At 73.1% G+C, this 12,408-nt stretch carries 12 protein-coding genes; 7 read left to right on the top strand and 5 right to left on the bottom strand.

What is annotated here, in order from left to right; genetic code table 11:
- Nucleotides 1-214: 214 nt before the first annotated feature.
- Entirely contained in the window at nt 215-1,009 is a 795-nt protein-coding gene (locus tag WMF19_RS37320) for a hypothetical protein (protein WP_437894717.1), read from the top strand.
- 326 nt (nt 1,010-1,335) lie between these two features.
- Here the strand turns inward: WMF19_RS37320 and WMF19_RS37315 are convergent, their stop codons facing one another.
- From WMF19_RS37315 to WMF19_RS37300, 4 genes are all read right to left on the bottom strand, one after another.
- Entirely contained in the window at nt 1,336-2,505 is a 1,170-nt protein-coding gene (locus WMF19_RS37315) for a trypsin-like peptidase domain-containing protein (protein WP_437894716.1), read from the bottom strand.
- A complete protein-coding gene (locus tag WMF19_RS37310; RefSeq protein ID WP_437894715.1) occupies nt 2,502-4,304 on the bottom strand; it encodes a hypothetical protein in 1,803 nt (600 codons plus the stop codon). Before WMF19_RS37310 ends, WMF19_RS37315 begins: the two co-directional genes overlap by 4 nt.
- 49 nt (nt 4,305-4,353) lie before the next feature.
- Nucleotides 4,354-6,336, bottom strand: coding sequence for an NADH-quinone oxidoreductase subunit NuoH (gene nuoH, locus WMF19_RS37305; RefSeq protein ID WP_437894714.1), 1,983 nt, complete (start codon nt 6,334-6,336; stop codon nt 4,354-4,356).
- A 79-nt stretch (nt 6,337-6,415) separates the two neighbouring features.
- The gene (locus tag WMF19_RS37300; RefSeq protein WP_437894713.1) at nt 6,416-7,207 is read right to left on the bottom strand and encodes an ABC transporter ATP-binding protein; all 792 of its coding nucleotides are present in this window, start codon (nt 7,205-7,207) and stop codon (nt 6,416-6,418) included.
- A 96-nt stretch (nt 7,208-7,303) separates the two neighbouring features.
- Here WMF19_RS37300 and WMF19_RS37295 point away from each other — a divergent pair, with 96 nt between their 5' ends.
- From WMF19_RS37295 to folK, 6 genes are all read left to right on the top strand, one after another.
- The gene (locus WMF19_RS37295) at nt 7,304-8,056 is read left to right on the top strand and encodes a polyhydroxyalkanoate synthesis regulator DNA-binding domain-containing protein (protein ID WP_437325415.1); all 753 of its coding nucleotides are present in this window, start codon (nt 7,304-7,306) and stop codon (nt 8,054-8,056) included.
- Between the two features lie 34 nt (nt 8,057-8,090).
- On the top strand, nt 8,091-8,777 hold the full coding sequence (locus WMF19_RS37290) for a sigma-70 family RNA polymerase sigma factor (protein WP_437894712.1): 687 nt from the start codon (nt 8,091-8,093) through the stop codon (nt 8,775-8,777).
- Nucleotides 8,774-9,649: an anti-sigma factor family protein gene (locus WMF19_RS37285; protein ID WP_437894711.1), complete on the top strand. Its 876-nt coding sequence runs from the start codon at nt 8,774-8,776 to the stop codon at nt 9,647-9,649. The genes WMF19_RS37290 and WMF19_RS37285 overlap by 4 nt, the downstream gene beginning before the upstream one ends.
- Before the next feature lie 82 nt (nt 9,650-9,731).
- Nucleotides 9,732-10,688: a glutathione synthase gene (gene gshB, locus WMF19_RS37280; protein ID WP_437894709.1), complete on the top strand. Its 957-nt coding sequence runs from the start codon at nt 9,732-9,734 to the stop codon at nt 10,686-10,688.
- A 55-nt stretch (nt 10,689-10,743) separates the two neighbouring features.
- Nucleotides 10,744-11,109 (top strand): hypothetical protein, encoded by a 366-nt coding sequence (locus WMF19_RS37275; protein ID WP_437894708.1) that lies wholly within the window; start codon nt 10,744-10,746, stop codon nt 11,107-11,109.
- Between the two features lie 175 nt (nt 11,110-11,284).
- Nucleotides 11,285-11,782 carry a 2-amino-4-hydroxy-6-hydroxymethyldihydropteridine diphosphokinase gene (gene folK / locus WMF19_RS37270; protein ID WP_272102458.1) on the top strand — a complete coding sequence of 166 codons (498 nt, stop codon included), beginning with the start codon at nt 11,285-11,287 and terminating at the stop codon, nt 11,780-11,782.
- Nucleotides 11,783-11,813: 31 nt separating this feature from the next.
- Here folK and WMF19_RS37265 read toward each other — a convergent pair whose 3' ends face one another.
- Nucleotides 11,814-12,404, bottom strand: coding sequence for a hypothetical protein (locus WMF19_RS37265; protein WP_437894707.1), 591 nt, complete (start codon nt 12,402-12,404; stop codon nt 11,814-11,816).
- Nucleotides 12,405-12,408: the final 4 nt, after the last annotated feature.

Below are 12,408 nucleotides of genomic sequence, written 5' to 3'. Positions count from 1 at the left end.
CGCGCGTCATCGCGTGTTATCGAATCGAGCGCTCTCGTTGATGGTGCCGCCGGATCCATAGAGCACTCACCATGCCGAGCCGGTGGAGCAAAAAACCGACGGCTGCTCACACCCGCGCGCGCAACAATCCTATTCCAACCGTCGAAACACCCATTGTAGCTTCTGTTCTCATTGCCGCCGTCCGGATCCCCCGGTCGGCAGGGAGGAACTCAGCATGGATTATTCGGACGAAGTCCTCGAGATCACGCCGGAGCGCGTCACCAAGTTCTTGACGGGGCTCGGCGCTGTCGCCGCGATTCGCACGTCGATGGCCGGGGCGGGGATGACCGATGACGATATCGTGGAGGGCCGCACGCTGCTCCTCGATGTCCTCGCCGCTCCCCGCAAGATCGGCGCACCGCCCGACACCGACGATGCCAGGGCGCAGCGCGCCGCGACGGGGGAGCTCGATCAGTGGGACGAACGCAACTTCACCCGTCATGGCGCCGCGCTCCGCCGGCGCTTCCCCGAGGTGAACGCTTATGTCTTCAAGGACCTCGCGCCCTCCACCGGCACCGCGGCCGTCCAGGGAGTGGCCACCTTCCTCGCGCGGCTCGATGCCCTCGAGAATGGCACCGACCCGGGCCGCGCCGGAACGAAGCAGGGCGACAAGAAGGCAGTCGCTTTCCTCGCGACTCGCAGCCTCGACAAGGCCGAGCGCAAGCGCCTCCAGGGGCTCGTCGACGTCGCGCTCGGCCCGACATCCCCTCTGCCCGAGCAGACCGAGCTCCCGGAGACCGCGCGCCGGCGCGAAGCGCTCGTGAAGCTGCGCGGCTGGTTCGACGAGTGGTCGACCACGGCCCGCGCCGTCATCAAGAAGCGCGGGTACCTCATCCGCCTCGGCCTCGCGAACCGCAAGGCACGCCAGCGCAAGCCCACCGCCGCGCCGCCCAAGCCGGGCAAGCCCACGGCCGCGCCATCCCAGCCGACCTCGCCGGGCGAAGAGACCCGCGAGAACGACGTCGAGTAACCCGATTCACAAATCAATGCTTCCGGCGCGCCGGTCTGCCCTTCCGACGCGCTCCGGAAGCTTCCGACGCGTTCTGAAAGCTTCCGACGCGCTCCGGAACACGACATTTCGCATACTTGGCAGCGTCCGCTGCGCCCCCGAGGCCGTCCGACGCGCGCCGGGGGACGAGTTTCCCGGCAAATTCCGCATCCCGCCTCCGCGCCGGAAGCTTCCGGAGCGCGTCGGAGACCTCCGGCGCGCGTCGGAAGCTTTCGTGCCGGCGGCGCGAACCTTCGCGAGCGCAACGGATCCCGCCCGCCGCGCCCCCGACGCTTCCCCGCGCCCCCTCAGCGCACCGCCGCCGACTCGAACCTGGGCGCGGCGTCGAACGTCTCCGCCAGCCTCCTCCGGTACTCGTCGGCCATCTGCACGAGCCCATCGATGAGCAGCGCCACGTCGTGGTCCGCGCAGCCCTCCAGCGACGCCACGCACGACGCCGACACCTCGTCGCCCGTGAGCGACACGCGGAACTCCCCCGTCGTCTGGTCGTTCATCGTGAGCAGGAACCGGTAGAACGGCTCGTGGTTCGCCGCAGGCAGCCCCACGACCGGCGCGCGCAGCGTGAGCAGGCGCCCCGCCTCGTCGATCTCGATGTCCACCTGCGTCGCCGTCTCCGCCGTGGGGTACGGCCGCTGCGCGATGCGCCACGCCCTCGGACCGACGCGCACCCGGTTGGCGATGAGCCCGAGCGCCGTCAGCCCCTGCCGGATCACCCGCTCGACGCCCGCGCGCGCCGGGCACGGCGGGTACGCGTGCGGCAGCAGGCGGCCGCAGCCCAGGCACCGGTCGCACTCGACGTCGAACGGCTCCTCGCACGCCGGGCATCGATACACAGGCGCCCGGTCCCTGAGCTCCGCGAGCGGCCGGTCCCCCAGGGCGAGCAGCGGCTGGAACGCGCCCGCCGGGACCACCACGCAGTGACCCGCGAGCTCCCCGGCCGCGCCGGACGGCGCCGCGACAACGCCGATCACCCGCCCCTCCGGATCGAGCACCGGCGCGCCGAGAGGCGCCGCCACGTCGAGCTCGAACGCCGGGAGCTGCCCGTCGACCTTGCGCGCCACGTGGCACACCCGCGCGACCGCGAGGCGCAGGCTCTGCCCCGGGAGGCAGCTCAGCACCGCGGCGCGCTCGCCGAGCCGCGGCTCGGCCGCCGCGCGGGCGGCGAGCGCCGCGACGCCGGGCGGCTCGGCCGGCGCGACGAGCGCCACGTCGCGGCCCACGTCCGCGGCGATCACCCGCCCGGCCATGCCCCGCCCGTCCTCGAACGTCAGCGCGACCTCCGTCGGGTAGCCGAGCCCGCGCCGGCTCGCCACCACGACGCCGTTGCCGAGCGCCACCCAGCCGGTCGTCACGAGCGCGCCGGCGCGGATCGCCACCACCGAGCGGCGGGCGCGGGCGACGCGCTCGTGGAGCAGCGCGAGATCGCCGTCGCCGTGCGCCGCCAGCTGCGACGTCATTGCGCGACGATCCTCGAGAGCGCCGTCATCAGCAGCTCGATCGTGCCGGGCTTGGCGCCGTCCCGCTGCGCGTAGGCGACGATGTCGCGCAGCCGCTGCTCGGTCTTGGCGGGCAGCTTCGTGCGCACCAGGAGCTCGGACAGGGCCCCGATCGCGAGGAAGTGGCGGAGCATCGGGTCGGCCGGCGCGCGCTCGATCTCGCGCAGGTAGCGGCCGAGGTGCTCGCGCGCGAGCGCCGCCGTGGTGAGCGGATCGATGTGCAGCGGCTTCTCCTCGGGCACCTGGCCGCGCATCGCCACGAGCCGCTCCATCGCGAGGAGCGCCGGCTCCGCGACGCCGGCGGTGTTCCCGCGGCGCGAGCCGCCCTCGGCCTGGATGAGCTCGCGCGTCGCGGCCGCCGTGCAGCGGTAGAGGTGCGCGACAGCGTCGGGCATCGCCTCGCCGTGCTCGTAGATCGCCCGGAAGACAGTGCACCGGATGAGGAGCACCATGACGCCCGGCCGCTCCTGGAAGCTGAGCGCCGCGCCGAGCACCTGCGCGTCCCGGAGCAGCTGGCAGAACCGATCGGCCGCCGCGTTCGCCGACTCCGGGCGGGACGGGATGCTCCGGCGCGACGGAGGCTCGATCTCGACCTCCGGCAGCGCGGGCGGGCGCACCGACAGCGGCGTCACCGCCATGGAGGGCGAGCGACGAAAGGGCACGGTGCGCGCGCTGCGGCGATCGCCGACCTGCGCCGGATTGTCCGCGGCCGCCGCCGGCTCGCCCGACAGCGGCGCCGCCGCGCTCGCCGAGATCGGCTTCGCAGCGCCGCCCTCCGACCCCGGCGTCGCGGCGCCGCCGCTCGCCTTCGACGCCGCGCCGGCGTCGTGCGCCGGCGGGAGGATGCCGGCCTTGGGCGCGGGCGCGCCGCCGTTCTTCGATGACGCGACGCTCGCCGCCGGCATCGGCGCCGACGCCAGCGACGGGGACAGGATGTCGGGGATCGCGTCCGCGTCGCGGATGGGGCGCGCGACCGACTCGGGCAGGCGCGGCAAGGGGGGCGCCGCCCACGCCGCCAGCTCCTCGAGCGGCGTCCGCGCCCCCGAGACAGGCGCCGCCGGCGCACCGGCCCGCACCGAGGGAGCGCTCTGCGGGCGGGCCGGCGCGGGCGGGACGGTGAGGTTCTTGAGCGGCCGGGCGCGGCCGGCGGAGGCCCACGTGAGGCTCGCCCGCTGCTCCTCGGAGAACGGCGGCCGCGCGTCGAACCACGCGCCCAGCGTCTCGCCGAGCCGTTGCGCCGCCTCGCCGCTCTCGCGCAGCGCCTGGCGCAGCGCCTCCGGCGTGAAGGCGGCGACGCGGCCGACGCGGCGGAGCAGCAGCAGATCCTCCCGCATGCAGAGCCGGAACGGCTCGGAGCCGCCCGACAGCTCCAGCGCCGTCCTGAGCAGCGGCACCCGGTGCCGCTCCGCGACGCGCACGACCGGGACGTCGATCGACACCCGCTCGTTCGCGGCGTCGAGCGAGGCGAAGAGCGTCATCGCCCCGAGCGGAACGATCCACCCCACGCCCTCCTGCAGCGTCGTCGCCTGGAGGCTCGCCCCGGCCTCCGCGGAGGCGCAGTGCGCGACGAAGCGCACCGGGTCGCGCGTGCGCCAGGCGTCGATCGAGCTCCCGTCCCAGTCGGCGTCCGCGGGCGGCGGCTTGCGCGAGACGGAGAGCGCCGGCGACCGGTCCACCCCGCACGCCTCGCACCGCGGCCCACGCAGCGGGAACCCGCACGCGGAGCAGAAGTCGGAGGCCGGGCTCGAGGGGACCGCCACGCCGACAGCATACCTCAGCGCAAGGCCGAGGTGGCACCGCGGTTTGCGCTCAGAGGAACGGATTCAGGTGGAGCGCGACCTTGGCCTCCCGCAGGTTGTGCTGGACCCTGCGGATGAAGTGGATGAACAGGTACGCCCAGGCGGCGAAGGTGACGACGCTGATGACGAGCTGGACCGTCTTGCTGACGCCGATCACCATCCAGAGCGCCGTCAGGAGGAAGGCAACGAACGACAGCGGGACGAACCACTTCCAGCAGAGGTTCATCATCTGGTCGATGCGGACGCGCGGCAGCGTCCAGCGGATCCAGATGACCACGAAGACGAGCGCCCAGCTCTTCAGCAGGAAGACGAAGACGCCGACGAGCTGGAGCCCGAAGCTCGCCTCCTGCTGGGCCGGCGAGACGCCGGGGATCTGCCAGCCCCCGAGGAAGAGCGCGCTCGCGATGCCGCACATCACGAAGACGTTCGCCCACTCGGCGAAGAAGAAGAAGAGGTACCGCATGCCGGAGTACTCGGTCGAGTAGCCGGCCACGAGCTCGCTCTCCGCCTCGGGCAGGTCGAACGGCGCGCGGTTGCCCTCCGCGAGCGCCGTCGTGAAATAGAGGAAGAACAGCGCGAACGTGATCGGGTTGCGGAAGACGAACCAGTGCCAGGGCCAGCCGCCCACGTCGAGGAGCGAGGGCCCGGCGCCGCCCTGCGCGCCGATGATGTCCTGGAGCCGCAGCGAGCCCGTCATCATCACGATGCACACGATCGCGACGGCGCCGGGGATCTCGTAGCTGATGATCTGCGCCGCCGAGCGGATGCCGCCGAGGAGCGACCACTTGTTGTTCGACGCCCAGCCGCCGGTCATGAGGCCGATGGTGACCAGCGACGTCACGGCGATGACGAAGAGGATCCCGATGTCGAGGTCGGCCGCGATGAGGTACTGGCCGAACGGCATGACGACGAAGGTGGCCGACACGCCGACGAACACGAGGTAGGGCGCGAGCCGGAACAGCGCCTTGTCGCTCTCGGCCGGGATGACGTCCTCCTTCATGATCGACTTGATCCCGTCGGCGACCCACACGAGGAAGCCCTGCGGCCCCGCGCGGTTCGGCCCGATGCGGGACTGCATGCGCGCAGAGACGCGTCGCTCGACCCAGGTGATGATCCCCGCGGTCGGCGCCATGAAGAGGAGGATGATCGCGGCGGCCACGCCGAGGATGATCCCGGCGCCGAGCAGATCGGTCGGGGCGCTCGCCTGGAACCCCTCGGTCGAGAGCTCGATCTCGGACGGGGTCGCTCCGCCGCCCCGCCGGATTCCGATCGCGGACCGCCGCTCGTGGCCGCTCGGGATCACGTCGGCCTTCGAGAGGACCTTCACGCCCTCGAAGCGCGTGATCACGTCGCCGGGCTGGAGCCCTGCCTGGCCCGCCGGGCTCCCGTCGCGCACGCCCGTCACGACGAGCCCGCCGGCGGGCGGCGCCTCGGCCGCGACCTCGACGCCGAAGAACGCGAGCGCGCGCGCCCCCTCCTTCACGCGCGCCTCGATGACGGCGCGGCGCGGGGTCGGCGGGAGGAAGTCCATGGTGACGCCCCTCACCGTGCCGTTCACGGGGAGCGCGCCCTGCGCGGTCGCGGGGATCTCGACGACGACGTCGCCGTGGAAGGTCGTGTGCACCGCGTCGTCGCCGCGGCCGGCGAAGCGGGATTGCAGGCCCTCGGAGAAGACCAGCGAGATCTTCGTGCTGCTGACCTGCGCGCCCTCGATCTCGATGCTCTGGCCGGTGAGCGGCGCCTGGCCGGGGCGGCGGAGGGTGCCGCGGAACGTGACGACCGCCTCCTTCGCCTCGGCGGTGGGCAGGTTGGTCCCGAGGATCTCGATGCGGTCGCCGAGGTCGACCTCGCGCGGCACGACGTCGACGACGCTCAGGAGCTCGGGCGCCGTCCTGCTCTCGGCGCAGCCGGCCGCGCCGAGCAGCGCGAGGAGGGCCAGGAGGCACGGCAGGAGGCCGAGAGAGAGAGCTCTCCAGGGAGGAGATCCGCGCATGGTGCCGCTTATAAACCGCGCCGCTCGTGCGGTCGAGAATGCGGAGAAGAGCGCTCGCGCCGTCCACCTACCGACTTGCCTACCGGCCTCGGACGGGGAGGAAGTAACGGCTGCCGTCGAGCTCGTTCACGCCCACGTAGAGCTCTGCCTCGAACACGTCCTTGAGCCGGCGGTAGGTCATCACCTCCTCGACGGTGCCGTGGGCGACCAGCCGCCCGGCCTTGAGGAGCGCCACGCGGTCGGCGTACTGGGCGGCCGCGTTCAGGTCGTGCAGCACCGCGACGCAGGCGAGGCGCCGCTCGGCCACCTCCCTGCGCACGACCTCGTGGACCTCGATCGAGTGGCGGATGTCGAGGTGCGCCCCGGGCTCGTCGAGGATCAGCACCTGCGCCTCCTGCGCGAGCGCGCGGGCGATGGCCACCCGCTTCTGCTCGCCGCCGGAGAGCTCGGCCACCGGCCTCCCCGCGAGCCCCACGAGATCGCAGGCGTCGAGGGCGCGGGCGACCGCCTCCTCGTCCCGGCCGGCGGCGAGCATCCACGCGCCCTGGTGGGGCGCGCGGCCCATCATGACGACCTCGCGCACCGTGAAGCCGGGCGCCGAGGCGATCCCCTGGGGCACGACCGCCACGCGCCGCGCGATCGCCCGCCGGTCCATGCCGGCGAGCGGCCTCCCCAGCAGGGTCGCCTCGCCCCGCGCCGGCCGCAGGGCCCCCGAGAGGACCCGGACCAGCGTCGATTTTCCCGCGCCGTTCGGCCCCAGGACGGCGCAGAGCTCGCCCGCGCGCACCTCCAGGCTGATCCCCTCCAGCGCCAGCCTCCCGGTGGGATAGCTCGCGGCCACGTCACGCAGATCGATCGCCGGCCCCTGCACGCGGTCTCTTTTGTCGAATGATTCGAGTGATATCGAGTGATCTTCCCTTGCGCGAGGTTTCTCGCGGTGGTCCAATCGACTCGAGGCGTAGAGGAGATGGAAACGGCGAAGGAGACTCTGGGAGGCGGCGAGGTACCGCGTCGCGTTATTAAGCGCTACTCCAATCGGAAGCTCTACGACACGAAGGACAGTCGTTACGTCACCCTGCAGCAGATAGGGGAGATGGTCCGGGCTGGCGAAGAGGTCCAGATCATCGACAACGCGACCAAGGAGGACAAGACCGAGGTCACGCTGGCGCTGATCATCTCGGAGGATCTCAAATCGCAGCCGCGCTCGGTACCGCTCGGCACGCTGAGAGATCTGATCCAGGAGCGCGGCGAGCGGCTGCTCTCGCAGCTGCGCGAGGGCCCGATCGGCCGGCTCATCCCCGGCGCGGTCCCTGGCGAGGGCGGCGTGGCGGCGCCTGGAACGGCGCCCGCCCCGGGGACGGAGCAGGCGACGCCCGTGTCGCCATCGTCCCATCCGCCCCCGCCGCTCGACACGGACAGGTCGAGCCACGCGAAGGGGCGCCTGAGCGGGATCGTCGAGAGCTCGAAGCAGACGCTCGATCAGTGGCAGCAGGCCGTCGACGAGCGCATCCGCGCCATCCTCCCGGGCCTCGGGCTGGTCCGCGATCTCCAGGCCGATGTCAAGCGCCTGTCGCAGCGCATTGACGAGCTGGAGGCGAAGCTCCAGGGACGCGCGGGTGAACCCATCGAGGACGCGGCTCCGCTCCAGGCGGGCTCCGGCGCGGACGAACCCGCGGGCGAGGGTCGCGAGGGTCAAGGGAGCGAGAGCAGGCTGGAATAGCCCTGGGCGCTCCTCTGTTCCCCCAGGCGAGCCCATGCCGTTCTTCTTCAGCAAGAAACCTGCGTCCGTAGCGCAGGACCTGTCGTTGGCCAGCGCCGACGGTGGCCGCGCCGACGCCTTCGAGATCGAGCTGCTGGGTCATCTGGACACGCTCTATGGCGTGAGCTGCCGGATGACGAAGAGCTCGACGGAGGCGGAGGATCTGGTCCAGGACACCATCGTCAAGGCGATGCGTGCCCGGGGTCAGTTCGAGCCGGGCACCAACCTCAAGGCCTGGCTGCTTCGGATCCTGACGAACACGTTCATCAACCGGTACCGTCGCGGGGGCCTCGAGCGAGGCATCTTCGACGGCCCCGACGCCGAGCCGCTCACCGATGCGTGGGTCGGCGCGACGACGATGCGCGCGATGCGCGATCCGGAGACCCAGGCGCTCACGCCGCTCGTGGAGGCGGAGGTGCAGCGCGCCCTCGACGCGCTGCCCGAGGAGTTCCGGCTGGCCGTGGTGCTGTCGGACATCGAGGAGCTCTCCTACAAGGAGATCGCCGAGGCGATGGGCTGCCCGATCGGCACCGTGATGTCGCGCCTGCACAGGGGCCGCAAGCTCCTCCAGAAGACGCTGCGCGAGCACGCGATCCTGATGGGCATCGTCAGCGAAGACGCCGCGAAGGACGCGCCCGCCGACCTGGACGCGTACCGCAAGCGGAAGCGGGGTGCCGCATGAGCGCTGCGAAATCGATCGAGAGCTGTTCGCGGTTCGACTACGCGCTGTCCGCCTACGTCGACGGCGAGCTGGATCCGGATCACGCCGTCGATCTCGAGTCCCACCTCGTCCAGTGCCCTCCGTGCTTCGAGCAGGTGAGGCTCTTGCGCTCGCTGCGGACGAGCCTGAAGCGGGCGCGGCCGTCGGGGTGCCCGGACGCGCTGCGGGCGCGCGTCGCCGCGGCGGTGGCGCACGAGCAGGCGCGCGGGGCGGCGCGCGAAGCGGCGCAGTCGGTCGAGGCGAGGCCGCGCCTCGTGCACAAGGGGTACGCGATCGCGCTCGCCGCGGCGGCGGGCGTCGTCTTCATCGTGGGCGTGGCGCGGCGGCCGGACGCGCCGGCGGACGCCGCGAAGGCGAGCCCCTCGAGGGCGGCGGTCGATCTCGCGGGCGCGGAGAGCGTCGAGGTCCTGCTCGACGATCTCGTCACCCAGCACGCGCAGCCGCTGCCGCCGGAGACGACCAACCCGGAGGACCTCCCGCGCTTCGATCCGTTCGTCGGCGTCCCGGTCCGCAGGCCGCAGTTCCAGTCGATTCCGGCGAACTTCATGGGCGCCCGCGTGCACACGATGCGCGATCGGCGCGCCGCGCTGCTCCAGTTCGTGGTGCGGGGCAACCACCGCGTGACGGTCTACCTGTTCAACTCGCGCGCGGTCCCGGTGCAGAAGGCGCAGCCGATCCTGCAGCCTCGCGTCGTGCGCGAGCGCCCCGTCTACGTGGGCAACATCAACGGCTACTCGGTCGCCGCCGCCGAGCGCAGCGGCGTCGGCTACGCGCTCGCCTCGGATCTCGGCGACGACCTCAGCACGCAGCTCGTCCTCGCTGCGATGCAGTGAGCGCCCCCGCCCCGCTCCGTGGCGGGGTGCAGTCCTCCCCCTTTCTCGATCACCCCGACCAACCCCTACCGCGAGAGACCGCATGCGCTTCGTCTTCGTCATGGATCCGCTGAGCCGCGTGACGCACGACAAGGACACGTCGTTCGCCTTCATCCGAGCGGCGCAGGCGCGCGGCCACGAGAGCTACCACTGCTTGCCGCGCGACCTCTCGATCGAGGGCGGCGAGGCGCACGCCTCGGCCTCGCCGCTGCACATCGGCGACGCGCCCCCGTTCATCTCGCTCGCGGCGGGCCCCGAGCGGCTCCGGCTCGCGGACGTGGACGCCATCTTCATCCGCAAGGACCCGCCGTTCGATCGCAGCTACCTGTACGCGACGCTGATCCTGGAGCGCGCGCGGCGCTGCCCGCTCATCGTGAACGACCCCCGCGGGCTGCGCGACGCCAACGAGAAGCTCTACGCGCTGAACTTCCCCGAGTGGACGCCGAGGACGCTGGTGACCGCCGACCGCGAGCAGATCCACGCGTTCGTGCGCGCCCTCGGCGGCGCGGCGGTGATCAAGCCGCTCGACGGCGCGGGCGGCCTCGGCGTGCTGCAGATCAGCGAGCGCGACAAGAACGCGCGCGCCATCGCGGACATGATGACGAGCGAGGGGCAGCGCCTCGCCATGGTCCAGGAGTACCTGCCCGCCGTCGTCCACGGCGACAAGCGCGTCCTCTTGCTCGACGGCGAGCCGCTCGGGGCCATCCTCCGGGTGCCCCGCGACGACGATCACCGCTCGAACATCCACGTCGGCGGGCGCGTCGTCTCGACGGAGCTCTCGCCGCGCGAGCTCGATCTCGTCCGCGCTGTCGCGCCTCGCCTCCGCGCCGACGGCCTCTTCTTCGTGGGCCTCGACGTCATCGGCGAGCGCCTGACCGAGGTGAACGTCACGAGCCCGACGGGCATCCAGGAGCTCGGGCGCTTCACCGGCGCGGATCCGGCGGCGAGGGTGATCGCCTGGGCCGAGGAGCGGGCGCGCGGCCGGTCCGCGCGCGCGTGAGCCACCTGGCTCCGGAAAGTTGGCCCGGAGCGCCCGCCTCTGCGAAGGCTTCCCCATGGGCGAGTCATTCGAGCGGTGTGCCGTCTGCAGCGACGGCGAGCAGGGCGATCGGGAGGGCGGCGCGCCCGGGGATCCTCGCGCGAGGACGCGGATGGCGCGCGTGGTCATCCAGGGGCGCTCGCTGAGCCTGTGCCGGACGCACGCGGCGACCGTGGCCGCCGCCATGCCGGAGACGTTCGAGGAGATGCGCGCGCTGTTCGTGGGGCTCCAGCGCAGCGCGCAGCCGGCGCAGCGCGAGCCGTCCATCGAGCGCCGCTCCCCGATCGCGCGCCGCAGCCCCGAGGATCGGCGCGTCTTCCCCCCGCGGCCGGAGGGCCGGCGGATCGGTGGAGGACGCCGCGCCTCGGATCCGGGCGAGTGATCGCGACGGCCGCGACGGCGCCCTCCCGGCGCGCGCCGGAGCCCACCGCGCGCACGCCGGAGCCCACCGCGCGCGCGCCGGAGCGCACCTCGCGCCGTTCTCCGGAGCGATACCCGCGCTCCGCGCGGAGCGCCGCGGGCCGCCGGGTGCGCGCGGCGCATGGTAAGTTCTCGCCATGAGGCCCCGCCGGCGCGTCGTCATCGGGATCGGGTCGAGCCTGGGCGATCGCCTGGCGACCCTCCGCGCCGCCATCGCGGCGCTCGGCGCTGATCCCGATCTCGACGTCATCCGCGAGTCGTCGCGCTACGAGTCGCCGCCCGCAGGCGGCCCTCCGCAAGGCGACTACGTGAACGCCGCGGTGCTCATCGCCACGTCGCTGCCCGCGCGCCAGATCCTCGAGCGCACCCTCGCCGTGGAGCGCTCGCTCGGGCGGACGCGCCCCGATCCTGTGCGATGGGGGCCGCGCACGATCGATCTGGACCTGCTCTGGATCGAGGGCGAGGCCGTCGCGGAGCCGGATCTCGAGGTGCCTCACCCGCGGCTCTGCGGCCGTGTGTTCGCGCTCAGGCCGCTGCTCGACGTCGCCCCCGACGCGCGCGACCCTCGCACGGCCGTCGCCTACGCCGCGCTCCCCGAGGCGAGCGCGCCCATTCGCAAGCTCGATCCGAGCTGATCTGCGCCGCAGCGGCGCGCGGGCGCGGCGCTCAACGCGAGCGCGGCGGGCCGGGAGCGGCGCGGGATCGGAGGCCGGCGCTGCCGCCGGCGTACGACGCCGCGCTGCCGATCGTGACGACCACGACCAGCAGCAGCGCCCACCCCAGCGCGCCCGCCGGCGCGCCCTCGGCGAGGGCGAGCGCCCAGGCGAGCGCCGCGACGACGGCGCCGCTCGCGGCGGCCTCGCGCCGCCCGGCGCGCCCGCCGAACCGCCCCACGAGGTAGCCGCCGGCGACCCCGGCGAGCGCGAACGCGATCACGTTGAGCCCCACCATCGCGAGCCGCACCGAGCCCTCTGCCCCTGCGTCCCCCGTCCGCTCGATCATCTTGCGCAGCAGCGTGTTGACGAGGCCCGCGAGCGGCAGCCACGCGATGAAGATCGCCACCGTCCCGAGCGCGATCCAGTGCCACGGCGGCCGGTCCTCGCCCTCGTCGTCGCCGCTGCTCTGCAGCACGGGGAGCTTGCGCTTCTCCGGCGCTGCCGCGCCGCCGCCGGGAGGCGCCGCGCCGCCGCCGGAGGGCGCCGCGCCTGCCGCGCCGCTGCCGACGACCGGGAGGCGTCGCTTCGGCGCGTCTCCCATGACG

The organism is Sorangium sp. So ce124 (genome assembly GCF_051525235.1).
GTDB classification, from domain to species: Bacteria; Myxococcota_A; Polyangia; order Polyangiales; family Polyangiaceae; genus Sorangium; species Sorangium atrum.
The sequence above is the reverse complement of the archived record's forward strand: the minus strand, read 5'-3'. Positions and strand labels throughout refer to the sequence as shown.